The organism is Variovorax sp. J2P1-31 (genome assembly GCF_030317215.1).
Classification (GTDB): domain Bacteria; phylum Pseudomonadota; class Gammaproteobacteria; order Burkholderiales; family Burkholderiaceae_C; genus Variovorax.
Map to the genome: position 1 here is coordinate 942,502 of NZ_JASZYA010000001.1, position 23,601 is coordinate 966,102.

The following is a 23,601-nucleotide window of genomic DNA, read 5'->3' on the forward strand; positions in this document are numbered from 1 at the left end:
AGGGGCAAGGCGCGCGTGCCTTGCATCCTTCAACTCATGAAACAAATAATGTTGCATGAAACGAGACAGCAAACTATCCGGCGTGCTGCACGTGCTGCTGCACATGGCCGAGAGCGACACGCCCACCACGTCCGAGGCGCTGGCCGTGGCGATGAACACCAATCCGGTGGTGGTGCGCCGCGTGATGGCGGGCCTGCGCCAGGCCGGCTTCGTGAGTTCGGCCAAGGGGCATGGCGGCGGCTGGGTCATCTCCTGCCCGCTGTCGGAGGTGACGCTGGCCGACATCCATGCGGCGCTGGGCGCGCCCTCGCTGCTGGCCCTGGGCAACCGCACCGAAAGCCCGGGCTGCATCGTCGAGCAGGCGGTGAACGCCGCGCTCGACGACGCCTGCCAGGCCGCCGAGGCCGTGCTGCTCGCGCGCCTGGGCCAGGTCACGCTGGCCGCGCTGTCGAAGGATTTCCATCGCCGGATGCTGGCCGGCCATTTTTCTGCAAAGGACATTTCTCATGCGTCATGACGCGCTGGTCATCGGTGGCAGTTTTGCCGGTCTTTCGGCGGCGATGCAGCTGGCGCGCGCGCGCCGCGCGGTCTGCGTGGTCGATGCGGGCGAGCCGCGCAACCGCTTCGCCGCGGCCGCACACGGCTTCTTCGGGCTTGATGGCGTGCCGCCGATCGAACTGATGGCGCAGGCCCGCGCCAAGCTGCTGGCCTATCCCAACGTGCATTTCGTGCAAGGCCGCGCCACGGGTGCCGCCGCCGACGCAGCGGGGGGCTTCACGGTCACGCTCGATGACGGCGCCCGACTGTCGGCGAAGAAACTGCTGCTGGCCTTCGGCATCGCCGACACCCTGCCGGCGCTCGACGGCCTGCGCGAGCGCTGGGGCCGCAGCGTGCTGCACTGTCCCTATTGCCACGGCTACGAGGTCGGCGGCGGGGCGCTGGGCGTGCTGTACGCCTCGCCGCTGTCGGTGCACCAGGCGATGCTGATCCCCGACTGGGGCCCGACCACCTTCTTCCTCGACGGGCATGACAGCGAACTGGATGACGCGACGCGTGCCAAGCTGCTCGCGCGCGGCATCACGCTCGAGCCGGCGCGCGTGGCCGGTGTGGCGGGCGAGGCGCCGCGACTGACGGGCGTGCGGCTGGCCGACGGGCGGGTGGTGCCGGTCGACGCGCTGTTCATCGCCACCCGCACCCGCATGGCGAGTCCGCTGGCCGAACAGCTGGGCTGCGCCTTCGACGAGGGCATGCTGGGCCCGGTGATCCGCACCGACGCCTCGAAGCTCACGACCGTGCCGGGTGTCTAGGCGGCCGGCGATGCGGGCCAGATCCCGCAGAACGCCACGCTGGCCTCGGCCGACGGCCTGGTCGCGGGCGTCTCGCTGCACCAGGCGCTGGTCCACGGGCTCTGAGGCGCGGCCTCCCACGTCGATGGGGGCGTTGTCCGGCAGGTGCGGGCCGGCGTGTGCGCTAGCCTGCGCACATTCGTCCCGACTGGAGTCGCCGCCATGCCCATCCGCTTCGTCCCACGCCGGCTCGCCATCCTGCTGCCGGCCTTGACGGCGCTGAGCTTCGCCTTGCCGCAGGCGCAGGCCGCGCCGGACCACAACCCGCTGGTGGCCGAGCGCTGGAAGACGCGGCCGGTGGTCGTCGTGGTGCCGCAGCGCGGCGATGCGATGCTCGAGCGCGTCCGGTCCACGCTGCGGCAGACGCCCGCCCGCGAGGCCTTCATCGAGCGCGAGATGGTGCTCTACACGGTGGTCGCCGGAGAAGGGCAGCGCAACGAAAAGCCGATGCAAGCGCGGCAGACCCGCGCGCTGCTCGCCGCGCTGAAGCTCGACGCCGCGGGCCCGCCGACCTTCGTGCTGGTCGGCAAGGACGGCGGGATCAAGATGACCGAGGGCGCCGACGTGGACCTGAACGCGGTCTTCGCCGAGATCGACCGCATGCCGATGCGGCGATAGGGGTCCGCCGGCCCGGCCGAAGCCCTCCCGCCTCACTACACTCGACGCTCGCCACAACGAACGTTTCTCACCGTATTTCATGGAATTCCTCACCCTGGTGGTCCTGGTCGCCATCGGCACCTACGTGCTCAAGACCCGCGACCAGACCCGCCGCATCCGCCTGCTGGGCAGCCACCTGGGCCAGTACCAGATCGAGAAGCTCATGGAGACGCTCACCGACGGCTACCTGCGCTGCCTCGGCGAGAAGGACGAGTCGCGGCGCGAGCAGATCTGGGCCCTGCTGGCGCAGAGCGAACTGGCGCTGAGCTCGCAGTTCGACAAGTTCGCCGCGGGTTTCGCCAAGGTCGACGCCGCGCAGACCCGGGTGAGCAAGCTGCCGATCGCCTTGCCCTTCGCCGACCGGCTGCTGCCCGGCGCGACCTTCGACGTGCGGCAGGTGTTCCTGGTGCACGCGCGCGGCATCGCGGCCGCCGCCGCCAACACGGCGCAGCAGTCGCCCCGGGACAAGGCCTTCATGCTGTCGGCCGAACTGTTCCTGATGCAGCACACCTGCCACTGGTTCTGCCGTTCGCGCGCGGTGGCTTCGGCCCGGCTGCAGGTGCGTCACCAGACCTCGCACGCGATGGCGCTGGCCTCGGTCTCGCCGGCCACGCGCGAGGCCTATCGCGCGCTCACCGGAGTCTGATGCCATGGCTTTTTCCGACAAGCTCCATGTCCCGACGGCCAATGCCGACGGCACTTTCGCCGCACCCGTGGCCGACGGCGCGGCCGCCGCCGAGGCGTTGCGCGACGCCAAGGCGCGGCACGAGGCGATGCAGGAACAGCTCGACGCCGTCAACGAACTGCTGGCCAAGCCGCTCAACGAGATCCTGGCCGACCGCGAGCATTTCAAGGAAGCGGCGGCCGCCTGGGATGCGTTCGGCGCCATGTGGATGCTGTCGCAGCGCGCGATGAAGCGCGTGGCGCTCGACCTGGCCGCGCAGCAGGGCGTGAGCGAGGAAGAGGTGGTGGCGCGCGCCATGGCCCACGCCAACGCGGTGCTCAACGGCGACGGCGAAGACCTGGGCGGCACCGTGGCCGAGGCGCAGCTGGCGCACATCGGGCGCCACAAGGCGATGCTGCGCAAGCAGTTCCGGCAGGGCTGAGCCCTAGAAAGAGGGCATCGCGTCCAGGGCCCTGGCGGACCGCGCCAGCCCGTCCAGGATCCTGCCCGATACCGCGGGCGGAAAGTGCGCCGGGAGGCGTGCGGCGACCCGGTCGATCACGCCCGGCGTTGCCGAAAGGACGCTTTCAATGATGTCTTCAGCGTCTGGCCCATGGTGGCACTTCTGCGCCGTGACATTGAAGTGGCGGCGCTGGACGGTCTTGAACTGGTAGTGCTTGCGTTTGCCGAGCAGGGCCATGGCCAGCGTGGCCTCGTGCCTGGAGAACTGGTTCGGTCCATTGCCTTCGACAGGCCAGATCGACATCACGTCGTACAGCGGTGCCAGCCTGTAGCGGCCCATGGGCAGCCATGCGATGCTGAAGTTCTTCGCGTGCCCGTCGGGCGCACCGAGCATCCAGAAGAGCAGTTGCGCGGTGATGAGCGTGCCGAGGTCTTGCCGGGCATCGACCGAGCCCCGCAGCACGTTCGCCAGGTCGACCACGCCGGGCCCGCCCTGGGCTTCGTATTTCAGGTGCGACGGCCTGCCCAGGGCCTGGCAAAAGTCCTCCTGCGGCAGGCGCATCCACCAGTTGCCGGAGGAGTGCAGGCGGCGGTCGAAGCGCTCGACCGCCAGCACCTTCTGCGCGCCGAAACGGAGGATGGCCGTCCGGGGCACCGGGATGCCGTACGCCCGCAGGATGGTCAGGCACAGCCACTCGTTCTCCACGGACGTGCTGAAGTCGGCCTTGCGGTGACCGACCAGGCCCAGAGGCAACTTCAGGATGTGCGTGGTCGGCGTCGAGCCCTGCGGACGCACCCATTGGCCTTCGTGCCACAGGAGCGCGGTCTTTTCCTGAGCGCCGGCCAAAGAGATGCGCAGCGCATCTTCAGCTGGGAATGAGGCCGCGAAGCGGCCGGGATCGACGGTCTGCAGCAGCAGTTTTTCCACGTCAGCCTCGTTCATCGCCTGGCCATCGATGCGATCGACCGGCATCGGCGTGTCGTGCTCGCCCAGCAGCTGGATCGCACCCACGCAATCGCGCCCGATGGCCTGCAGCAGGTCGAAGGCGCCGGTCGTGCGCGTTCCGAAGCGGCTGGCGATGCGTTCGCGCAGAGGCTGGCTGTCGGGCAGCAGGTTGTCGAAATAGTTCTGGACGACCGGGCCCTTGTGGACGAAGCCGTCGACCAGCGGCAAGGACAACGAGAGCGGCCGCCCCGCTGGCGATCCGATCCATGCATCGTCGTAGCGCAGCTCGTCGGCCCCGCGCGCGGGCATGCGCCAGATGCCCACGCGTTCTCCGTTGGACCAGATGGAAAGTGCAGGCGCTTGGGAGGTGCGTGCCATGCTCACCATTCCGAGGTTGGCGATTCGCCGGCGCTCGGCGCGTCGGCCGTGGACGGACCCGCTGGATGTTTGCGCCCGACCAGCAGTTCGAGGTCCAGTACGCTGAAAATGGCCAGCAGCTGTTCCAGGTTGACCGTTTCCGGATGGAGCTCCATGTGGGACATGCGGCTCTGGCTGATACCGATGCGCTCGGCCAATTTCGCTTGCGAAATGCCGGAACTCTTGCGGGCTGCCTTGAGCAACACGCCGAACTGCGAATGAACCGAAAGCACTTGCCGCATGGGTCGATCGGTGGAGTGGGTCGATCACATTTTACCGATGCCGTGGGTAAAAGATGAGTTAGCTGTCAGGTGGGTAAAAAGATGTTCTTTCAAGGCTGGGCGCTGCCCAGCGTCTGCAGGCACTCCACCACCGCATCCGCCGCCTCGTCGAGCCGCGGCCCGGCGCGCATCATCACGTCGAAGCGCGCGGGCGGAAAACTGCAGCTGCGGCCGCGGCGTATCGCGCTCATGCCGGCCCAGCCCGGCCGCGCCGCCATCGCGTTCAGGTCGGCGCTGGCCGGTGCCAGCAGCAGGTCGGGGTTGGCCCGCACCACGAACTCGGGGCTGAGGCGCGGGAACGGGCCCATCGAGGCCGGCACGATGTTCGCCAGCCCGAGCCGGGTCAGCGTCTCGCCGATGAACGAGGCCTCGCCGGCCGCCGAGACGCCGTGCACCTCGAAGTAGACGCGCCGGCCCTGCCAGCCCGCGGGCACGCGGGCACGCGCGGCGTCGAGCCGGGCCTCGATGCGGCGCCAGGCCGCCTCGCCAGCGCCGGGATGGCCGGTGAGCTTCGCCACGTTCTCCATCACGCGGCGCATGTCGGCGTGCGAGCGGGCATCGAAGGCCACCACCTTCACGCCCAGCGCCTCGAGCTGGTTGAGCACGCGGCTGCGCGGGCGCAGCAGCACCACGTCGGGCCGCAGCGCGACGATGCGCTCGAGGTTGGCGTCGTCCATGCCGCCGACCTGGGGCAATTGCCTGACCGACGCCGGCCAGTTGGCATGCCGGTCGACGCCCACCAGCCGGTCGCAGGCCCCCAGCGCACAGACGGTTTCGGTGAGCGAGGGCACGAGCGAGACGATGCGCTGCGGCGGGCGCGGCAGCGTGAGCGTGTGGCCGCGGTCGTCGACCACGCTCAGCGCGGCCGCCTGCGCCAGGCCGGCACACGCGAAGAGGAACAGGAGGAGGGCGGTGACGGCGAAACGGCGCATGGGCCCCAACTGTCTCAGATTCGCGCGAGCAACCCCGCGCCAGCGCGCCGCGGGGGCGCGCCTTATGCTCGACCCATGGATGCCGCCACCTCCGCGCTCGCCGATTTCGCCACCCGCCACCGCCGGCTGTTCGTGCTCACGGGCGCGGGCTGCAGCACCGAATCCGGCATTCCCGATTACCGCGACGCCAACGGCGACTGGAAGCGGCCCTCGCCGGTCACTTTCCAGGCCTTCACCGGCGAGGACGCCACGCGCCGCCGCTACTGGGCGCGCAGCCTGGTCGGCTGGCCGACCATGGCGCGGGCCCGGCCGGGCGCGGCGCACCGGGCGCTGGCGAAGCTGGAAGCCGCCGAGCGCGTGGGGCTGCTGCTCACGCAGAACGTCGACGGCCTGCACGAGGCCGCGGGCAGCCGCCGCACCATCGACCTGCACGGCCGCATCGACACCGTGCGCTGCATGGCTTGCGACACGCGCAGCACGCGCGCCGAGCTGCAGCAGGCCCTGCGCGAGCGCAACCCGCCCTGGGCCGTGCTCGAGGCGCGCGCCGCGCCCGACGGCGATGCCGACCTCGACGGGCTGGATTTCTCTTCGTTCGACGTGCCCGCCTGCACCCATTGCGGCGGCATGCTCAAGCCGGATGTGGTGTTCTTCGGCGAGAGCGTGCCGCGCGAGCGCGTGGCCGCGGCCTTCGCCGCGCTGGCCGAAGCCGATGCGGTGCTGGTCGCCGGTTCGTCGTTGATGGTGTATTCGGGCTTCCGCTTCGTCCAGGCCGCGGCGGCCGCGGGCAAGCCGGTGGCGGCGGTCAACCTCGGGCGCACGCGCGCCGACGAGCTGCTGGCGCTCAAGGTCGAGCGGCCGGTGGGCGCGACGCTCGAAACGCTGGCGGAGGTCCTGGGCGCATGAGTGTGAAAGCGCTGCGCGCGACCTTCGGCCCCCAGTGCCACTGGTGCGGCCTGGTGATGGATTTCGACCCGCCCGCGGGCCGGCCCGAGTCGGCCACCATCGAGCATCTCAACGACGCCACGCTGGGCAGCGTGCGCAAGCAGGCGCACCGCCGTCTCTCGCACGCGGATTGCAACCGCGCGCGCAACGAGTTCCGGCTGCAGGCCGAACGGCAGTTCGCGGAATGGATCCGGCAGCGCGTGGCGGCGGCGCAGGAGCCCCGGTCCTGAGGCGACACGCGGCGTCGGCTGACGTCTTTTTTGTGTCAACGTGTTAATGTGAACCGATCCGGTGGCCTTGTGCACCGGCGTGCGCGTGTGCACATCTTCATCGTGTCTGCCTCAGTTCCTCGCTGGAGGACGACCCCCCATGAACCACCCTTGCGCCTCTGAACTGCACCGCCTGTGTGCACCGTTGGCGCGCCCCCGCGCCGCCGGCGCAATGTCGGCACCCCGTGCCCGCGCTTGATCCGGTCGGCGCCGCGCCGAGCCCTCCCGACGAGCCGAGCGAGCTCCGCCGGCCGGCCGTGCCGCGCAAGCAGGCCGAGGCCTTGCTGCTCAAGGCCGGCGCGTTGCAGGACGCGATCTTCAACAGCGCCAACTTCTCCAGCATCGCGACCGACGCGCGGGGCGTGATCCAGATCTTCAACGTGGGCGCCGAGCGCATGCTGGGCTACACGGCGGCCGAGGTGGTGGACACCATCACGCCGGCCGACATCTCCGATCCGCAGGAAGTGATCGCACGCGCGCAGGCGCTGAGCCTGGAGCTGGGCACCACCATCACGCCGGGCTTCGAGGCGCTGGTGTTCAAGGCCTCGCGCGGCATCGAGGACATCTACGAGCTGACCTACATCCGCAAGGACGGCAGCCGCTTTCCGGCCATCGTCTCGGTGACGGCGCTGCGCGACCCGCAGGACGCGATCATCGGCTACCTGCTGATCGGCACCGACAACACGGTGGGCAAGCAGGTCGAGGCGGCCAAGTCGCTGCTCGACCAGCGCCTGCGCGACCAGCAGTTCTACACCCGCTCGCTGATCGAATCGAACATCGACGCGCTGATGATGACCGACCCGCAGGGCATCATCTCCGACGTCAACCAGCAGATGATCGCGCTGACCGGCCGCACCCGCGACGAACTGATCGGCGCGCCGTGCCGCAACTTCTTCACCGACCCCGACCGCGCCGATGCCGCCATCGGCCGCGTGCTGACCGAGAACCGGGTCAGCGACTACGAGCTCACGGTGCGGGCGGTCAACGGTGTCGAGACCGTGGTGTCGTACAACGCCGCCACCTTCCACAACCGCGACCGCCAGCTGCAGGGCGTGATCGCCGCGGCGCGCGACGTGACCGAGCGCCGCCGCTTCGAGCGCGCGCTGGAGGAGAAGAACGTCGAGCTGGAGAACGCGAGCCGGATGAAGTCGGAGTTCCTCGCGACCATGTCGCACGAGCTGCGCACGCCGCTCAACGCGATCATCGGTTTCTCCGAGGCGCTCAAGGACGGCCTGATGGGCCCGATGAGCGACACCCAGACCGGCTACATCGGCGACATCTTCACCAGCGGCCTGCACCTGCTGTCCCTGATCAACGACATCCTCGACCTGACCAAGGTCGAGGCCGGCATGATGACGCTGGAGCTCGAGGTGGTCGACCTGGGCCGGCTGCTCAAGGACAGCCTGTCGATCGTCAAGGACAAGGCCGCCGCGCAGCACGTCGAACTCGCGCTCGATGCCGAGGAGGCGCTGGGCAGCTCGCAGCTCGATGCGCGCAAGACCAAGCAGATCGTCTACAACCTGCTGTCGAATGCGGTGAAGTTCACCGGCGACGGCGGCCGGGTCACGCTGCAGGCCCGCCGGGTGCCGCGCGAACAGGTCGGCACGCTGCCCGGCGACTGGCCGACCCACGGGTTCGGGCTGGCGCACAGCGCGCACGACGCCTTCCTCGAGATCCGCGTCATCGACACCGGCATCGGCCTCTCGGCCTTCGACATGACGCGGCTGTTCCAGGCCTTCAGCCAGATCGACAGCAGCCTCGCGCGCCGCTTCGCCGGCACCGGCCTGGGCCTGGCGATGGTGAAGCAGCTGGCCGAGCTGCAGGGCGGCACGGTGGCCGTGGCCAGCGCCGAGGGCGTGGGCGCCTGTTTCGCGGTCTGGCTGCCGCTGTTCGAAGCCGTGCCGCTCGCGGCGGTCGCGGTGGGCGCGGCCGGTGCGGCGGTGCTCGGGCAGGCCGCGGCCGTCGAGCGGCTGGCGCTGGTGGTGGAGGACGACGACAAGGCGGCCGACCTGGTGCGGCTGCTGCTCGAAGCCGAGGGCTTCACGGTGCTGCGCGCGGCCAGCGGCGAGGCCGCGCTGCAGGTGGCGCCGCAGCATGCGCTGAGCCTGATCACGCTGGACCTCGAGCTGCCCGGCATGCATGGCTGGGAGCTGCTGCGGCGGCTGCGCTCGGACGCCGAGGCGGCCGGGACCGCGCATCCGCCGGTCGTGATCATCGCCGGCGTGGCCGATGCCAGCGAGGCGATCCACCGCGGCGCCGCGGCCGGCCTGCAGAAACCCATCGGCCGCGCCCAGCTCAAGTCGACGCTGCAGCAGCTCGGCCTGCAGCCCGCGCCGGGCCGTGCGCACACGGTGCTGGTGGTCGACGACGACCCGCATGCCGTCGAGATGATCGCCGCCTTCCTGCCCGCGCCGGACTATGCGGTGCTGCGGGCCGGCAACGGCACCGAGGCGCTGGTCATGGCGCAGCACAGCCGTCCCGACCTGATCCTGCTCGACCTGTCGATGCCGGTGATGGACGGTTTCGAGCTCGTCGCGGCGCTGCACCGCCATCCCGACACCGCGCGCATCCCGATCGTGGTGGTGACTGCCCGCCAGGTCAGCGCGAGCGACCGCGCCGCGCTGCAGCAGATGTCGGGCCGGGCCGTCGAGATCGTCGAGAAGGCGGGCTTCGACCGCCACCGTTTCATCGAACAGGTACGGCGCGCGCTGCGGCCCGCCGAAGCTCCGGGAGCATCCGCTTGGCCCTCGTCCTGATCGTCGAAGACAACCCGGCCAACATGAAGCTGGTCTGCCTGCTGCTGCACAACGCCGGCCATGTCACGCTGTGCGCCTCGGATGCCGAGAGCGGGCTGACGCTGGCGCGCACCGAGCAGCCCGACCTGATCCTGATGGACGTGCAGCTGCCCGGCATGGACGGGCTGGCGGCCACCGCGCTGCTCAAGCAGGCGCCCGCGACCGCCGCCATTCCGGTGATCGCGCTGACCGCGATGGCGATGAAGAACGACCAGGAAAAGACCGAGGCCGCGGGCTGCGATGCCTACATCGCCAAGCCGCTGCGCTACCTCGAGCTGTACGCGGCCATCGACACGCTGCTGGCGCGGCGGGCGGCACCCTCGTGATGAGCGCGCGCGCGGCCACCATCCTCATCGTCGACGACCAGCTGGCCAACCGCCGGCTGCTCGAGGCCCTGCTGGCGCCCGAGGGCTACACCACCTGGAGCGCGGCCAGCGGCCGCGAGGGGCTGGCGCGCATCGCGCTCGAGGCGCCCGACCTGATCCTGCTCGACGTGATGATGCCGGACATGGACGGCCACACCATGGCGCGCCTGCTGAAGTCCAGGCCCGCCACCTCCAGCATCCCGATCATCATGGTGACGGCGCTGGTCGATCGCGATTCGCGCCTGCGCAGCCTCGAGGCCGGGGCCGAGGACGTGCTGAGCCTGCCGGTGGACCGGGCCGAGCTGTGGCTGCGGGTGCGCAACCTGCTGCGCCTGAAGGCCCTGAGCGATTTCCAGCGCAACCACGGCGTCATCCTCGAGCAGGAGGTGCGCACGCGCACCGCCGACCTGCAGCGTTTTCGCACCGCGATGGACGCCACCGCCGACGGCATCTTCCTGATCGACCGCGCCACCCTGCGTTTCGTGGAGCTCAATGCCACCGCCTGCAGCCTGACCGGCTACAGCCGCGAGGAGCTGCTGCAGCGCGGACCGGCCGATCTCGGCGACGGCGAGGTCGACGCCGTGCGAACCATCGTGGAAGACGTCGTCGCCGGCCATGCGACGCACCGGCTGGCCGACATCCTGCTGCGCCGCAAGGACGGCGTGATGGTGCCGGTGGAGGTGACGCGGACCGCGCACCGCTTCGGCGACAGCTGGGCGGTCGTGGTGGTGGTGCGCGACATCACCGCGCGCAAGAAGGCCGAGCGCCGGCTGCACCAGATGGCGCACTACGACTCGCTCACCGGGCTGCCCAACCGGGCCCTGTTCTACGAGGTGCTGCGCCAGTCGATCGCGCAGGCCTCCGACGGCCGCGGGCAGGTGGCCGTGCTGTTCATCGACCTGGACCACTTCAAGAAGGTGAACGACACGCTGGGCCACCCCGTCGGCGACCAGCTGCTGGTGCAGTTCAGCGACCGGCTCTGGAACTGCCTGCAGCTGCGCGACGCGGTCGGGCGCCTGGGCGGCGACGAGTTCGCGGTGATCCTGGTGCGCGACGATCCGCAGGCCGGCGCGGTGGCCGTGGCGCATGCGCTGCATGAAGCCTTGCGCGAGCCCTTCGTGCTGGGCGGGCGCAGCGTGGTGTCGAGCGCCAGCGTCGGCATCAGCATCTATCCGGACGACGCGCCCAATGCCGAGCAGCTGATGCAGTACGCCGACACCGCGATGTACCAGGCCAAGCAGAGCGGGCGCAACACCAGCCGCTTCTTCACGCCGCAGATGAACGCCGATGCGCTGACGCGGCTGGAGCTCGAGATGGCGCTGCGCCATGCGCTCGATCACGACGAGTTCGAGTTGCACTACCAGCCCAAGGTGGAGGTCGCCAGCGGGCGCGTGGTCGGCGTCGAGGCGCTGCTGCGCTGGAACCGGCCCGGCCACGGCGTGGTCTCGCCGGCGGAATTCATCCCGGTGCTCGAGGACTGCGGCCTGATCGTGCGCGCCGGCGCCTGGGTCATCGCGGCGGTGTGCCGCCAGATCCGCCTGTGGCGCGCGTCCGCGGTGGGCGACCTGCAGGTGGCGGTGAACATCGCGCAGCGCCAGTTCGTCGAGGGCGACCTGGAGGCGACGATCGCCGGCCTGCTCGAGGTCAACGGCGTGCCGGCCCGGCTGCTGGAACTCGAACTCACCGAGAGCTCGCTGATGGCCAACACCGCGCACACGGTGGCGGTGCTGCAGGGGCTGCGCCGTCGCGGCCTGCAGATCTCGGTCGACGACTTCGGCACCGGCTATTCCAGCCTGGCCTACCTGCGGCGCTTTCCGATCGACAAGCTCAAGATCGACATCGACTTCATCCGCGACATCACGACCCGGCCCGACGACGCGGCCATCACGCTGGCCATCATCGGCCTGGCCCACAGCCTGAAACTCGAGGTGATCGCCGAGGGCGTGGAGACGGCGGCGCAGCTGGCCTTCCTGCGCCAGCACGGCTGCGACCAGGTGCAGGGCTACTATTTCAGCCGGCCGCTGCCGCTGGCGGCGCTCGAGGCCCTGCTGCACGACGGCCGGGGCCTGGAGCGGCTGGCCGTGGCCTGAGCCCCGCCTGTGCCATGCACGCCACAGGCTGGTGCCGTGCCCGCCGCGACGGCCCAAAACGTTTCTCGCATGGTAACGTTCGGGTGTCGGTCGCCGGTCCCCGGCGTCCCGCTACCCCTTCTCCCGTATTTCTTTGTCTGCCTCTCCAGGGAGGCGGCGGAACATCCTTTTGGCCCTCGTCCTGATCATCGAAGACAACCCGGCGACCATGAAGCTGGCCTCGTTGCTTCTGCACAACGCAGGCCATGCCACCTTGCGGGCCTCGGACGTCGAGCGGGGCCTGAGCCTGGCCTGCGCCGAGCAGCCCGACCTGATCCTCATGGACGTGCAGATGCCGGGCCTCGACGGGCTGACCGCGACCGCGCTGCTCAAGCGGACACCGGCCGCGGCCGGCATCCCGGTGATCGCGCTGGCACCGGTGAGCGAGCAGGAAGACACCGAGGCGGCCGGCTGCGATGCCTGCATCGTCAAGCCGATGCGCTATCCCGACCTCTACGCGACCATCGACGCGCTGCTGGCCCGCAAGCGCGCTGCCTTGCTGAGCGAAGCCTGAGCCGGCGGCCCGGCCGCGGCGGGGCCGGTTCCAGGCACGTCGATGCGATGGAAAAACTGTCTTTGAACAGCGAATCTATCGAAATATTCCCCGGATCTCCCGTGCTCAGCGGAAGCGCTTGGTGACTTCGCGCACCACGCCGATGATGCGGGCCGAGCCGAGCGGCCGGATCGGGTAGCGCGGGTTGAGCGGCTTGAGAAAGAGCTCGCCGCCGTCCTTGATCAGCTGCTTGAAGGTGGTCTCGTTGGCCTTGTTGAGCGCGATCACGTAGTCGCCGGGCAGGGCGGCCATCTCGGGCTCCACGATGATGATCGCGCCCTCGGGAAAGGAGTCGCGTGTCTCGCTGACCATGCTGTCGCCGTGCACGCGCAGCGCGTAGGTGTGGCGCTGCACCGGCACGCTCACCAGCACCATCTCGAAGTTGCTTCGGGGCTTGAAGTTGTCGATGACGGTGTAGTTGCCGGCCTCGACCTCCGACACCAGCGGGACCTCGATGCGCAGGTCCATGCCCTGGCGGATGTTGGAGCCGCCGGACATCAGTTCGGCCACGGAAATGCCCAGCAACGCGGCCACCCGCGGCTGGTTGCTGCGCTTGGGCGCGGTACCGCCCGGCTTCTCCCATTGCTGCACGGCACCGCGGCTGACGCCCACGGCTTCTGCGAATTGTTTCTCGCTCATGCCTAGACGCCGACGTCCTTCGCGGATCAGTCGATGGATTGTCATGGCTGGAGGCTAGGGCCTCGGAGAGATAGAAATTAACTCCAGGCGAGCCCTTCTATCAAGGGGGCAACACCTCCCCTCGCCGCGCTCAGGCGTCGAGCGCGACGCAGTAGGAGAGCAGGGCCTCGATCTCGGTCGATTTGTCGAACACCTCGTCGGCGCCCGCGGCTTGGCAGCGCTTGCGCATCTCGGGGGTGGCGTAGTTGCTCACGACGATCAGGCGCTGCGAGGGCTTGCGTTGCCGCAGCGCGCCCAGCACGCTGAGCCCGCTGCCCTCGCGCAGGAAGAGGTCGATCACGCCCAGGTTCCAGTCGTCCGGGTGGGCGAGCAGCCATTGCACGGCCTGCTGCGCGGTGTCGGCGTGGCCGACCACCTGAACGCCGGCCAGCTCCTGCAGCGTCTCCGTGAGGTTGGCCCGAATGACATCGCTGTCTTCGACCAGATAGGTTTTCACTGACACACGGGGTTCCCTGAACGGATGGCGGCTGCAAGGGCGTCGCCTGATGCGACGCGCCGGACCCAGTATTCCCTTCCGCTGCGGAATGACAGTCGGACAAGCGCCCGAACAGCGTTCGATAGGCAACTCTATCGTGTGATAGCTGGGCCGGTGCGACACGACGGCACGCCCTCGATGCCCAGCCGCCGCGCGCGCCAGGCGAAGAAGGCCTCGAGCGCCGGGCCCAGCACCGCCGTCTGGCTGCGCGCGCTGAAGGCCTCGAAGCCTTCCTGCGCGAGCCGCCGGCGCAACTGTGGCGCGCCCATGAGCAGCATGGCCATGTCGGCCAGGTCTTCGCAGCCCGCGCCCGCGATCGCCTGGCGCAGTTCCGGGTAGCAGAGTTCGCTGTCCGGATAGAGCTCGCACAGCACCGCCTTGCGCTGCCGGAAGAGCAGGGCGAGCCGCGCGATCTCGACGATGCGGGAGTCGTGGAAGAAGTGCATGTTGAGCACCAGCTTCGCGCGTCGGATCATCTCGTCGCGGTGTGCGCTTTCCCAGGGCGCATTGCCGTTGCAGACCACGTGCAGGCCTTTTTGCCGCATGGCGTCGACGACGCGCGCACGCCGGGAATTCAGCGAACCGACGAACAGCACATCGATGTCCTGCTTGGCCTCGGGCAGGACGTCTTCAGGGCGCAGGTCGTGCCCGGCCTCGGCTTCGTAGCCGAGCGGGACGTAGTCGCTGTGGGTGATGCCCAACTCGGCATGGCGGGCCAAATTGCGCTGGCTGTAGTCCCAGACGTAATGCGTTCGCAGCAGCGCGAGGTAGGACTCCCTCCAGGCCAGCGAACCGTCGACCAGGGGTTCGAAATTCAGCAGGATGCACTGGCCTTCCATGCCCTGCAGCGCTTCAGGCTTCACGCTGTGCCCGAAACAGACCACGTTGATGGCGTCGGGGCGCAGGGCCGCATGCGCGTGGCTGACCTCGTAGCCCAGCTTGCAGGCGGCGACGACGAAGGCATCGACGACGTTGCCGACCATGCGCGGGTCGGCCAGTGAGGTGAAATGCAGCGGCGGCGAAGGCGCCATGGCGGCGTGCTTCATCGACGGGTGTCGGCCTATTGCAGGCCCAGCACGTTGCGCTTGTGGTAGTAGTCGGCGAGCGCGGAGCGGAGTTCGGTGGCCTTCTGGACCGCCTCCGGGGCAGCCTCCTTGCCCAGGCCGAAGAAGTACAGGTCGTGGCTGCTGTGGTCCTGGCAGAAGAGCCAGACCGAGAACCAGGCGTCGCAGGGAAGGATCGCCTTGAAGTCGTCCTCGGTCAGGTTGCGGTAGTGGTTCTGCTGCTTCTGCATCGTCAGCGGCGAATCGGCTGGCGTGTACTCGGCCGTTCCGTGCTGCCGCCGCCCCGAGGAGGCGCAGGTCATCACGACCAGGCCCGAGGCCTTGGCCAGCCGGACCATGTTGAGCCAGGTCTTGCGCCAGCCGGGGTTGTGCTCCATGGCTTCGCAGGAGATCACCACGTCGAATGCGTCGGCCTCGCCGCCGAAGTCTTCGCCATAGCCGACGAGGTCCACCCCCTTGCCTTCGCCCACGTCCAGTCCGATGTACTCGCAGCCTTCGAACAGGCCGCGCACGGAGCCGTTGATGTCCAGGCTGCCGATCTCCAGCACCTTTTTCTGCTGGAAGAAATCGCCGAGGAACTGCTTGACGCCGCCGACGAAGAACAACTGCTGGGGATGTGACACGGGGGGCCTCCTGAGTGGAAAACTCTGTGGCGCCGCGACACCGACCGAGTCGGTCATCGGGCACTTTTTTTGGGAGGGATCTTACGATTCTTTACAAGCTTGTCCAGGCCCCGCGGACCGCGTCGGCGCTAGCGCGCGGCGAGGAAGGCGGTCTGCGCGCCGCGCCCGCCGAGGTGCAGCGTGGCCACCGCCGGCGCGGTCTCGGCCAGCAGCACGCCCTTGCGGTAGACCTTGAGCCGCGTCGCGCGCAGCCGGATGGCCTCGACCGGATCGCGCGCCTGCAGCAGCACGAAGCTCGCGTCGCAGCCGGCTTCGAGGCCGTAGCCCGGCAGGTGGAAGACCTTGGCGGCGTTGGTCGTCACGGCGTCGAAGCAGCGCCGGATGCCGGCCTGGCTGGTCATCTGCGCCACGTGCAGGCCCATGTGCGCCACCTCGAGCATGTCGCCCGAGCCCATGCCGTACCAGGGGTCCATCACGCAGTCGTGGCCGAAGGCGACGTTCACGCCCGCGGCCATGAGTTCGGGCACGCGCGTCATGCCGCGGCGCTTGGGGTAGGTGTCGTGGCGGCCCTGCAGCGTGATGTTGATCAGCGGGTTGGCGATCACGCTCACGCCGCTCTCGGCGATCAGCGGGATCAGCTTGCTCACGTAGTAGTTGTCCATGCTGTGCATGGAGGTGCAGTGCGAGCCGTTGACGCGGCCCTGCAGGCCCAAGCGCTGGGCTTCGAAGGCCAGCGTTTCGATGTGGCGCGACAGCGGGTCGTCGGACTCGTCGCAGTGCATGTCGACCAGCTTGCCGCGCTCGGCCGCGATCTCGCACAGCAGCTTCACGCTGGCCGCGCCGTCGGCCATGGTGCGCTCGAAATGCGGAATGCCGCCGACCACGTCGACGCCCTTGTCGAGTGCGCGCGCGAGGTTGTCGAGCCCGCCCGGGCTGCGCAGCACGCCGTCCTGCGGGAAGGCCACGAGCTGCAGGTCGATGTAGGGCGCGACGCGGCGCTTGACCTCGAGCAGCGCGTCGACGGCCAGCAGGCTCGGGTCGCTGGTGTCGACGTGCGTGCGGATCGCGAGCAGGCCCTTGGCCACCGCCCAGTCGCAGTAGGCCAGCGCGCGCTCGATCAGCGCTTCCTGCGTGAGCAGCGGCTTGAGCTCGCCCCACAGCGCGATGCCTTCGAGCAGCGTGCCGCTCTCGTTGACGCGCGGCAGGCCGTAGCTCAGCGTGGCGTCCATGTGGAAGTGCGGGTCGATGAAGTGCGGCGTGAGCAGCTGGCCTTCGGCGTCGAGCGTCTCGTGCGCCGGGGCTTCGAGCGCTGCCGTGACCTCGGCGATGCGGCCGTCCTGCACGGCGATCGACATGCCGGTGCGGCCGTCGGGAAGGGTGGCGTTGCGTACGAGCAGGTCGAGCATGGGCGGGGGTCTTTTGTGGGATTCGAGGGGAGGGCTCGATTATCGGACGGCCCCGCTCAGCGCAGCGCCAGCGACCCCAGCCGCGCCACGATCAGGTCGTGCAGGGTCTGCGCCGCCACCGACAGGCTGCCCTCGCGCCGCTGCACGATGTAGAGCGTGCGCTTCAAACCCGGCAGCGGCAGCGGCCGCGTGACCAGCGTGTCGCGCTGGAAGTGGAACAGCGTGAGCGCGGGCACCACGCTGATGCCCAGGCCGGCCTCGACCAGGCCCATGACCGTGGCCAGGTGCTCGACCTCGAAGGCGGTGTGCAGGCGCAGCGGATGCAGGGCCGCATCGAGCGACTGCCGCACGCTGCTGTGGCGCGCCATCTGGATGAAGGGCCAGGGCGCGAGCTTGCGGGCGCCCAGCTTGGGCTCGGTGGCCAGCGGATGGTCGGCGCGGCACACCAGGTGGAAGCCGTCGCTGCAGAGCTTGCGGCTGCGCAGGTCGCTGGCCGCCGCGCTGCCGGCGCCCGAGGCGGCCAGCGCGAAGTCGGCCTCGCCGCTGCGCACGCGCGCGATGCAGGCGTCGGACAGCGCGTCGTCCAGGCCCACCGTGATGCCGGGCCAGGCCGCCATGAACTCGGCGAACACCGCGGGCAGCCAGCCGGCCGCGAGCGAGGGGAGGGCGGCCACGCGCACCCGGCCGGTGCGGCGCTCCACGTGGTCGGCCAGGTCGGTGACCGCGTCGCGCATGTCGTCGAGCAGGCGCTGCGCCGCGGGCTCGAACAGCCGGCCCTCGGGCGTGAGCTGCACGCTGCGCGTGTCGCGGTCGAACAGGCGCGCGCCCAGCGCCTCCTCCAGCGTGCGGATCAGCGCGCTGAAGGCCGGCTGCGACAGGTGGCACAGCTGGGCCGCGCGCGTGAAGTTGCGCTGCGCCGCCAGCGCGGTGAAGGCGCGCAGCTGGCGCGAGGAGAGCTCGGGTGTCTTCATTTGAGTGATCCGGATTCCAGATGAATCGATCTGAATTTTCTATTTTACGGATGGCTGCCGCGGCCCTACATTGAACCCCAAGACGAGACAAGAGAAAGCGCCATGACGGTCCAGGCCACCTGCCCCCCACCTTTGCTGATCGGCTGCGCCGCCGGCTTCTCCGGCGACCGCACCGACGCGGCCGGCCCGGTGGTCGACACGCTGATCGCGCGGCTCGCCGAGGGCCCCGCGGGCCAGCGCGCCTTCCTGATCTTCGAGACCCTGGCCGAGCGCACGCTGGCGCTGGCCCAGCTGCGGCGCCGCGCCGACCCCGAGGCCGGCTACGAACCGCTGCTCGACGCGATGCTGCGCCCGGTGCTGGCGCGCTGCCTCGCGCACGGCATCCGGATTGTGAGCAACTTCGGCGCGGCGAATCCGCGCGCCGCCGCGCGCCACATCGCGCGCATGGCGCGCGAGCTGGGCCAGCCCGCGCCGCGCATCGCGGTGGTGGAGGGCGACGACCTCTCCTCGCCCGCGCACCAGGCGCTGCTGCGGGCCGAACTGGGCGCGGCGCTGGACGGGCTGCGCATCGTCAGCGCCAACGCCTACATCGGCGCCGAACCCATCGCCGCCGCGCTGGACGCCGGCGCGCAGATCGTGGTCTGTGGCCGCGTGGCCGACCCCTCGCTGACCGTGGGCCCGGCGATGTCGCACTTCGGCTGGGCCGCCGACGACTGGGAGGTGCTGGGCCGCGCCACCATGGCCGGCCACCTGCTGGAATGCGGCGCGCAGGTCTGCGGCGGCTACTTCGCCGACCCGGGCTTCAAGGACGTGCCGGGCCTGGCCGAGGTGGGCTTTCCGATCGCCGAGATCGCGGCCGACGGGCAGTGCACCGTCGGCAAGTCGGCCGGCACCGGCGGCTGCGTGAGCGAGGCCACGGTCAAGGAGCAGCTGCTCTACGAGGTGCACGACCCGGCGGCCTACCTCACGCCCGACGTGGTGGCCGACATCACCGAGGCCGAGGTGCAGGCCGTCGGCACCGACCGCGTGCGGCTCAGCGGCGTGCGCGGCCATGCGCGGCCCGGCCGCTACAAGGTCAACGTCTGCCACGAGGGCGGCTGGCTGGCCGAGGGCGAGATCTCCTATGCGGGCCCGCGGGCCGAGGCGCGGGCCCGGCTCGCGGCCGAGGTGCTGCGCCAGCGCCTGCAGGGGCTCGCGCTGCGGGTCGACCTGATCGGCGCGATCAGCATCCTGGCCGACGACGCCGGCCGCGCGCTCGCGGCCACGCCCGACGGCGGGGCGCGCGACGTGCGCCTGCGCGTGGCGGCCACGCACGCCGAGCGCGACCAGGCCGAGCGCCTGGGCCGCGAGGTGATGGCGCTCTACACCTGCGGTCCGGCCGGCGGTGGCGGCGTGCGCAGCACGCTCACGCCGCGGCTCAACACCCTGTCCTGCCTGCTGCCGCGCGACGCGGTGCCGGTGCGTTTCGAACTGCTGGAGTCCGCGGCATGAGCGCGATCACCGTCCCCCTCTACCGCGCCGCCCACGGCCGCACCGGCGACAAGGGCGACCGCTCGAACATCAGCGTGATCGCCTGGCATGCCGCGCTGTGGCCGCTGCTGGTCGAGCAGGTCACGCCCGAGGCCGTGGCCGCGCAGTTCCGCCACCGCGCGCCCAGCCATGTGCAGCGCTTCGTGCTGCCGAAGCTGCAGGCCATGAACTTCGTGCTCGACGCGGTGCTCGACGGCGGCGTGAACGACGCGCTGAACCTCGACACGCACGGCAAATCGCTTTCCTTCCTGCTGCTCGACCTGCCGATCGTGGTGCCGGCCGAACTGCAGCATCGACTCATCGGCCCGACCGAAGGCTGATCCCCTTTCCAAAAACCTCAGGAGACAACACGCATGAACCGCCGCATCCATTCGATCGCCTTCGCCATCGCCGCGCTGGCCCTGGCACCCGTCGCGAGCCAGGCCCAGGGCGCCTTCCCCGACAAGCCGATCACCTTCGTCGTGCCCTTCGCGGCCGGCACCGCCACCGACCAGATCGCGCGCGCGCTGGGCAACGGCATCACGGCCGAATCGAAGCAGGCCGTGGTGATCGACAACAAGGCCGGCGCCAGCGGCTTCATCGCTTCGCAGTTCGTGGCCAAGGCCGCGCCCGACGGCTACACCGTGCTGATCACCACCAACACCACGCACGCGGCCAACGAGCACCTGTACAAGAAGCTGCCCTACGACCCGGTGAAGGATTTCTCGCCCGTCGCCGCGCTGGGCAAGGGCGGCCAGATCATGGTCGTGAACCCGTCCTTCCCCGCCAAGACCGTGGCCGAGTTCGTCGCGCTGGCGAAGAAGGAGCCGGGCAAGTACAGCTTCGGCAGCGGCAGCTCGTCCAGCCGCATGGCCGGCGAACTGCTGCAGCAGATGGCCGACATCCAGCTGCTGCACGTGCCCTACAAGAGCAACACGCTGGCCGTGACCGACCTGCTGGGCGGACAGATCCACATGATGATCACCGACACCGCCACCGGCCTGCCGCAGATCAAGGCCGGCAAGCTGCGCGCGCTGGGCGCCTCGGGCGCCGCGCGCTCGCCGCTGGCACCGGACGTTCCCACCATCGCCGAGGCCGGCGTGAAGGGCTACGAGATGGGCTACTGGTTCGCGGCCTATGCGCCGGCGAAGACGCCGCCGGCGGTGGTCAAGCGCTTGAACGAGCTGCTGGTCAAGGCCGCGAAGAGCGAGGCCGCGAAGGCTGCGTTCTACGAGCCGACTGGCACCGAGGTGTTCACGAGCTCGCCGGAGGAACTGGCGAAATTCCAGGCCGGTGAATCGCAGAAGTGGGGTCGGATCGTGAAGGCCGCCGGAATCACTGCGGAGTAGTGGACCCACCCCCGATGCGCCTTCGGCGCTTCCCCCTCGAGGGGGCGATACCGGCGGCCCGGCAAAGCCGGTTCCGCGGTATCTCTGGAACGTGGGGAAGGGACGAGGGCGGGGCGGGGGAGAGAGCGGTAGGCGCGCGGCTGGCGCGCCCTGGCGCTCAATCGCGCTGCTGCTCGATCGCGCGGTTCAGGCCCAGCGCGCCCAGGGTGCAGGCGGCGCCGGACAGCAGGTAGACGCTGACGTAGCCCAGGCCGAAGTGGGCCGAGAGGCCGAGGGCCACCAGGGGGGCGAAGGCCGCGCCGACCAGCCAGGCCACGTCGGCCGTCAGGGCGGCGCCGGTGTAGCGGTACTTGGCCGGGAAGTTCGAAGTCACGGTGCCCTGGGCCTGGCCGTAGGACAGGCCCAGCAGCACGAAGCCGACCAGGATGAAGGTGTCCTGGCCGAAGGCGCCGCCGTCGAGCAGCGTGGGCGCGAAGCCGCTGAACACCGCGATCATCACGGCCAGCGAGCCCAGGGTCATGCGGCGGCCGATGCGGTCGGCGATCTTGCCGGAGGCCACCATCGAGGCTGCGGCCAGGCCCGCGCCGATGATCTGCACCACCAGGAACTGGCTGACCGACTGGTCTGAATACAGCGTGATCCACGACAGCGGGAAAATCGTGACGATGTGGAACAGCGCGTAGCTGGCCAGCGCGGCGAAGGCGCCGATCACGATGTTCACGCCCTGCGAGCGGCCCAGTTCGATCACGCCGGTGGGCGCCAGTTCGCGCTCGTCGAGCAGGCGCGAGTACTCGGTGGTCGCCACCAGCCGCAGCCGGGCGAACAGCGCCACCACGTTGATGGCGAAGGCCACGTAGAAGGGATAGCGCCAGCCCCAGGTGAGGAAGTCGTCCGAGGGCAGGCTGGACACCAGGTAGGCGAACAGCGCGCCGGCCACGATGAAGCCCACCGGAGCGCCCAATTGGCCCAGCATCGCGTACCAGCCACGGCGGTTGGCCGGGGCATTGAGCGCCAGCAGCGAGGGCAGGCCGTCCCAGGAGCCGCCCAATGCGATGCCCTGGGCGATGCGGAACAGCGACAGCAGCACGATCGCGGCCGGGCCGATGCTCGCGTAGCTCGGCAGGAAGGCGATGCCGGCGGTGGCGGTGCCCAGCAGGAAAAGGGCCGAGGTCAGCTTGGCCTCGCGGCCGTAACGGCGCTGGATGGCCATCGACAGCGCGGTGCCGAAGGGGCGCGCGATGAAGGCCAGCGCGAACACCGCAAAGGCGTAAAGTGTGCCCGTCAGGCGGTCCGCGAAGGGGAAGAAGATGGCCGGGAACACCAGCGCCGACGCGATGCCGTAGACGAAGAAGTCGAAATACTCGGACGCGCGCCCGATCACCACGCCGACGGCGATCTCGCCGGGGTGGACATGCGTATCGGCGCCAACCGCGCGGGCGATCTCGCCGTCGGGCGGTGATTCGCTGTTGTGTGTACCGATGGAGGTCGTCATCATGGGCTGTTCGCGGTTCTGTTCCGGGTGTCGTTGCGGCAACGCAGAGCGTCTCACTCTCCGGCGTTTGATGCCATAGGACAAAACGTCCAATGCCCATTTGCCGCCGATAGCCGTAGATTCGCAGGCTCCACGCGCAAGCACAAGCTCCAATTTCACGGCATGCCCTTTCTCAAGAACCCCCGAGCCTGGCTTTTGCTGCCCGCCTTCCTGTTGGCAGGCTGCAACACGGTGCTGCTCAGCCCGTCCGGCGACATCGCCGCCCAGCAAGGGCAACTGATCGTCATCTCCACCGTCCTGATGCTGCTGATCATCGTGCCGGTGATCGCACTGACCTTCTTCTTCGCCTGGAAATACCGCCAGTCGAACAAGGCGGCCGAGGCCGAATACGCGCCCGACTGGGACCATTCGACCCAGCTCGAGCTCGCCATCTGGGCCGCGCCGCTGCTGATCATCATCGCGCTGGGCGCGCTGACCTGGATCAGCACCCACACGCTGGACCCCTACCGCGCGTTGACCCGCATCGACGCCCACCGCCCGGTGCCCGAGGGCACCCAGCCGCTGGTGGTGGAGGTGGTGGCGCTCGACTGGAAGTGGCTGTTCCTCTATCCCGAGCAGGGCATCGCGACCGTGAATGAACTGGCAGCGCCGGTCGACCGGCCGATCCAGTTCAAGATCACCTCGTCGACGGTGATGAACTCCTTCTTCATCCCGGCGCTGGCCGGCCAGATCTACGCCATGGCGGGCATGGAAACCAAGCTGCACGCCGTGATCAACAAGCCCGGCGAGTACGAGGGCTTCTCGGCCAACTACAGCGGCGCGGGCTTCTCGGGCATGCGCTTCAAGTTCCACGGCCTGAGCGACGGCGATTTCGACAGCTGGGTGCAGAAGACCAAGGCCGACGGCAAGGAACTCAGCCGCGCCGCCTACCTGCAGCTCGAGCACCCGAGCGAGCGCGAGCCGGTGCGCCACTACGCGAGCGTGGCGCCGGGCCTCTACGACGCCATCCTCAACCGCTGCGTCGAGGCCAACCGCATGTGCATGAAGGACATGATGGCCATCGACGCCAGCGGCGGCCTCGGCATGCCGGGCGCCTTCAACGTGGCCTCGCTCGACAAGCCGACGCGTGCGCGCCTCGGCCTGGACGCCGGCGCCACGCTGGGCCCCGCGCGCAATTACGTCGGCGCGATGTGCTCGGTCAACGAAGCGCCCGACCTGTTCACCCCCGCGCCCACACCGTCGCTGTAACCCGTTT

24 protein-coding genes and 1 pseudogene are annotated in these 23,601 nt (G+C 69.7%); 15 read left to right on the top strand and 10 right to left on the bottom strand.

Annotated elements, in window-relative coordinates; translation table 11 throughout:
- The first annotated feature begins 55 nt into the window (after positions 1 to 55).
- From QTI20_RS04305 to QTI20_RS04325, 5 genes and pseudogenes are all read left to right on the top strand, one after another.
- Positions 56 to 517, top strand: a complete 462-nt coding sequence (locus tag QTI20_RS04305) for an Rrf2 family transcriptional regulator (RefSeq protein WP_183027846.1) — start codon at positions 56 to 58, stop codon at positions 515 to 517.
- Positions 507 to 1,412, top strand: a pseudogene (locus QTI20_RS04310) (NAD(P)/FAD-dependent oxidoreductase). The gene QTI20_RS04305 and the pseudogene QTI20_RS04310 overlap by 11 nt, the downstream one beginning before the upstream one ends.
- 96 nt (positions 1,413 to 1,508) lie before the next feature.
- Positions 1,509 to 1,964, top strand: coding sequence for a DUF4174 domain-containing protein (locus tag QTI20_RS04315; RefSeq protein ID WP_286549907.1), 456 nt, complete (start codon positions 1,509 to 1,511; stop codon positions 1,962 to 1,964).
- Between the two features lie 79 nt (positions 1,965 to 2,043).
- The gene (locus QTI20_RS04320; protein ID WP_286549905.1) at positions 2,044 to 2,649 is read left to right on the top strand and encodes a hypothetical protein; all 606 of its coding nucleotides are present in this window, start codon (positions 2,044 to 2,046) and stop codon (positions 2,647 to 2,649) included.
- A gap of 4 nt (positions 2,650 to 2,653) precedes the next feature.
- Positions 2,654 to 3,109: a hypothetical protein gene (locus QTI20_RS04325; protein WP_286549903.1), complete on the top strand. Its 456-nt coding sequence runs from the start codon at positions 2,654 to 2,656 to the stop codon at positions 3,107 to 3,109.
- Between the two features lie 3 nt (positions 3,110 to 3,112).
- On the opposite strand, the gene QTI20_RS04330 is transcribed toward QTI20_RS04325, so the two are convergent.
- The 3 genes from QTI20_RS04330 to QTI20_RS04340 form a co-directional block, all read right to left on the bottom strand.
- Positions 3,113 to 4,453: a type II toxin-antitoxin system HipA family toxin gene (locus tag QTI20_RS04330; protein ID WP_286549902.1), complete on the bottom strand. Its 1,341-nt coding sequence runs from the start codon at positions 4,451 to 4,453 to the stop codon at positions 3,113 to 3,115.
- A gap of 2 nt (positions 4,454 to 4,455) precedes the next feature.
- A complete protein-coding gene (locus QTI20_RS04335) occupies positions 4,456 to 4,734 on the bottom strand; it encodes a helix-turn-helix domain-containing protein (protein WP_286549900.1) in 279 nt (92 codons plus the stop codon).
- An 89-nt stretch (positions 4,735 to 4,823) separates the two neighbouring features.
- Positions 4,824 to 5,705: an ABC transporter substrate-binding protein gene (locus QTI20_RS04340; protein ID WP_286549899.1), complete on the bottom strand. Its 882-nt coding sequence runs from the start codon at positions 5,703 to 5,705 to the stop codon at positions 4,824 to 4,826.
- Positions 5,706 to 5,780: 75 nt separating this feature from the next.
- On the opposite strand from QTI20_RS04340, the gene QTI20_RS04345 reads away from it, so the two are divergent.
- The 6 genes from QTI20_RS04345 (at position 5,781) to QTI20_RS04370 (ending at position 12,719) form a co-directional block, all read left to right on the top strand.
- Positions 5,781 to 6,608 (top strand): NAD-dependent protein deacetylase, encoded by an 828-nt coding sequence (locus QTI20_RS04345; RefSeq protein ID WP_286549898.1) that lies wholly within the window; start codon positions 5,781 to 5,783, stop codon positions 6,606 to 6,608.
- Positions 6,605 to 6,877 (top strand): hypothetical protein, encoded by a 273-nt coding sequence (locus QTI20_RS04350; RefSeq protein ID WP_286549896.1) that lies wholly within the window; start codon positions 6,605 to 6,607, stop codon positions 6,875 to 6,877. Before QTI20_RS04345 ends, QTI20_RS04350 begins: the two co-directional genes overlap by 4 nt.
- 224 nt (positions 6,878 to 7,101) lie before the next feature.
- On the top strand, positions 7,102 to 9,672 hold the full coding sequence (locus QTI20_RS04355; RefSeq protein WP_286549894.1) for a PAS domain-containing hybrid sensor histidine kinase/response regulator: 2,571 nt from the start codon (positions 7,102 to 7,104) through the stop codon (positions 9,670 to 9,672).
- A complete protein-coding gene (locus QTI20_RS04360) occupies positions 9,657 to 10,037 on the top strand; it encodes a response regulator (RefSeq protein WP_286549893.1) in 381 nt (126 codons plus the stop codon). Before QTI20_RS04355 ends, QTI20_RS04360 begins: the two co-directional genes overlap by 16 nt.
- A complete protein-coding gene (locus tag QTI20_RS04365; RefSeq protein WP_286549891.1) occupies positions 10,037 to 12,166 on the top strand; it encodes an EAL domain-containing response regulator in 2,130 nt (709 codons plus the stop codon). Before QTI20_RS04360 ends, QTI20_RS04365 begins: the two co-directional genes overlap by 1 nt.
- A gap of 169 nt (positions 12,167 to 12,335) precedes the next feature.
- A complete protein-coding gene (locus QTI20_RS04370; protein ID WP_286549889.1) occupies positions 12,336 to 12,719 on the top strand; it encodes a response regulator in 384 nt (127 codons plus the stop codon).
- 105 nt (positions 12,720 to 12,824) lie between these two features.
- Here the strand turns inward: QTI20_RS04370 and QTI20_RS04375 are convergent, their stop codons facing one another.
- From QTI20_RS04375 to QTI20_RS04400, 6 genes are all read right to left on the bottom strand, one after another.
- Positions 12,825 to 13,442: a LexA family protein gene (locus QTI20_RS04375; RefSeq protein ID WP_286549887.1), complete on the bottom strand. Its 618-nt coding sequence runs from the start codon at positions 13,440 to 13,442 to the stop codon at positions 12,825 to 12,827.
- A gap of 85 nt (positions 13,443 to 13,527) precedes the next feature.
- Entirely contained in the window at positions 13,528 to 13,893 is a 366-nt protein-coding gene (locus QTI20_RS04380; protein ID WP_353507265.1) for a response regulator, read from the bottom strand.
- Positions 13,894 to 14,024: 131 nt separating this feature from the next.
- Complete coding sequence (locus QTI20_RS04385) at positions 14,025 to 14,978, bottom strand: CgeB family protein (RefSeq protein WP_286549883.1); 954 nt, start codon at positions 14,976 to 14,978, stop codon at positions 14,025 to 14,027.
- Between the two features lie 14 nt (positions 14,979 to 14,992).
- Positions 14,993 to 15,619: a class I SAM-dependent methyltransferase gene (locus tag QTI20_RS04390; RefSeq protein ID WP_286549880.1), complete on the bottom strand. Its 627-nt coding sequence runs from the start codon at positions 15,617 to 15,619 to the stop codon at positions 14,993 to 14,995.
- Positions 15,620 to 15,747: 128 nt separating this feature from the next.
- Entirely contained in the window at positions 15,748 to 17,025 is a 1,278-nt protein-coding gene (locus QTI20_RS04395) for an amidohydrolase family protein (protein ID WP_286549879.1), read from the bottom strand.
- Between the two features lie 56 nt (positions 17,026 to 17,081).
- Positions 17,082 to 17,996 (bottom strand): LysR family transcriptional regulator, encoded by a 915-nt coding sequence (locus tag QTI20_RS04400; protein ID WP_286549877.1) that lies wholly within the window; start codon positions 17,994 to 17,996, stop codon positions 17,082 to 17,084.
- Positions 17,997 to 18,098: 102 nt separating this feature from the next.
- Here QTI20_RS04400 and QTI20_RS04405 point away from each other — a divergent pair, with 102 nt between their 5' ends.
- The 3 genes from QTI20_RS04405 to QTI20_RS04415 are packed head-to-tail and all read left to right on the top strand — an operon-like array spanning position 18,099 to position 20,854.
- A complete protein-coding gene (locus QTI20_RS04405; protein ID WP_286549874.1) occupies positions 18,099 to 19,487 on the top strand; it encodes an acyclic terpene utilization AtuA family protein in 1,389 nt (462 codons plus the stop codon).
- On the top strand, positions 19,484 to 19,846 hold the full coding sequence (locus tag QTI20_RS04410) for an AtuA-related protein (RefSeq protein WP_286549872.1): 363 nt from the start codon (positions 19,484 to 19,486) through the stop codon (positions 19,844 to 19,846). The genes QTI20_RS04405 and QTI20_RS04410 overlap by 4 nt, the downstream gene beginning before the upstream one ends.
- Before the next feature lie 33 nt (positions 19,847 to 19,879).
- On the top strand, positions 19,880 to 20,854 hold the full coding sequence (locus QTI20_RS04415; protein WP_286549871.1) for a Bug family tripartite tricarboxylate transporter substrate binding protein: 975 nt from the start codon (positions 19,880 to 19,882) through the stop codon (positions 20,852 to 20,854).
- A 157-nt stretch (positions 20,855 to 21,011) separates the two neighbouring features.
- On the opposite strand, the gene QTI20_RS04420 is transcribed toward QTI20_RS04415, so the two are convergent.
- Positions 21,012 to 22,346 (bottom strand): MFS transporter, encoded by a 1,335-nt coding sequence (locus QTI20_RS04420; protein WP_503011385.1) that lies wholly within the window; start codon positions 22,344 to 22,346, stop codon positions 21,012 to 21,014.
- Positions 22,347 to 22,508: 162 nt separating this feature from the next.
- On the opposite strand from QTI20_RS04420, the gene cyoA reads away from it, so the two are divergent.
- Positions 22,509 to 23,594, top strand: a complete 1,086-nt coding sequence (gene cyoA, locus QTI20_RS04425) for a ubiquinol oxidase subunit II (RefSeq protein WP_286549866.1) — start codon at positions 22,509 to 22,511, stop codon at positions 23,592 to 23,594.
- Positions 23,595 to 23,601: the final 7 nt, after the last annotated feature.

Coding starts and splice junctions, on each gene's coding strand:
- QTI20_RS04305 (WP_183027846.1), top strand. CDS start 56: ATGAAACGAGACAGCAAACTATCCGGCGTGCTGCACGTGCTGCTGCAC.
- QTI20_RS04315 (WP_286549907.1), top strand. CDS start 1,509: ATGCCCATCCGCTTCGTCCCACGCCGGCTCGCCATCCTGCTGCCGGCC.
- QTI20_RS04320 (WP_286549905.1), top strand. CDS start 2,044: ATGGAATTCCTCACCCTGGTGGTCCTGGTCGCCATCGGCACCTACGTG.
- QTI20_RS04325 (WP_286549903.1), top strand. CDS start 2,654: ATGGCTTTTTCCGACAAGCTCCATGTCCCGACGGCCAATGCCGACGGC.
- QTI20_RS04330 (WP_286549902.1), bottom strand. CDS start 4,453: ATGGCACGCACCTCCCAAGCGCCTGCACTTTCCATCTGGTCCAACGGA.
- QTI20_RS04335 (WP_286549900.1), bottom strand. CDS start 4,734: ATGCGGCAAGTGCTTTCGGTTCATTCGCAGTTCGGCGTGTTGCTCAAG.
- QTI20_RS04340 (WP_286549899.1), bottom strand. CDS start 5,705: ATGCGCCGTTTCGCCGTCACCGCCCTCCTCCTGTTCCTCTTCGCGTGT.
- QTI20_RS04345 (WP_286549898.1), top strand. CDS start 5,781: ATGGATGCCGCCACCTCCGCGCTCGCCGATTTCGCCACCCGCCACCGC.
- QTI20_RS04350 (WP_286549896.1), top strand. CDS start 6,605: ATGAGTGTGAAAGCGCTGCGCGCGACCTTCGGCCCCCAGTGCCACTGG.
- QTI20_RS04365 (WP_286549891.1), top strand. CDS start 10,037: ATGAGCGCGCGCGCGGCCACCATCCTCATCGTCGACGACCAGCTGGCC.
- QTI20_RS04375 (WP_286549887.1), bottom strand. CDS start 13,442: ATGACAATCCATCGACTGATCCGCGAAGGACGTCGGCGTCTAGGCATG.
- QTI20_RS04385 (WP_286549883.1), bottom strand. CDS start 14,978: ATGAAGCACGCCGCCATGGCGCCTTCGCCGCCGCTGCATTTCACCTCA.
- QTI20_RS04395 (WP_286549879.1), bottom strand. CDS start 17,025: ATGCTCGACCTGCTCGTACGCAACGCCACCCTTCCCGACGGCCGCACC.
- QTI20_RS04400 (WP_286549877.1), bottom strand. CDS start 17,996: ATGAAGACACCCGAGCTCTCCTCGCGCCAGCTGCGCGCCTTCACCGCG.
- QTI20_RS04405 (WP_286549874.1), top strand. CDS start 18,099: ATGACGGTCCAGGCCACCTGCCCCCCACCTTTGCTGATCGGCTGCGCC.
- QTI20_RS04410 (WP_286549872.1), top strand. CDS start 19,484: ATGAGCGCGATCACCGTCCCCCTCTACCGCGCCGCCCACGGCCGCACC.
- QTI20_RS04415 (WP_286549871.1), top strand. CDS start 19,880: ATGAACCGCCGCATCCATTCGATCGCCTTCGCCATCGCCGCGCTGGCC.
- QTI20_RS04420 (WP_503011385.1), bottom strand. CDS start 22,346: ATGACGACCTCCATCGGTACACACAACAGCGAATCACCGCCCGACGGC.
- cyoA (WP_286549866.1), top strand. CDS start 22,509: ATGCCCTTTCTCAAGAACCCCCGAGCCTGGCTTTTGCTGCCCGCCTTC.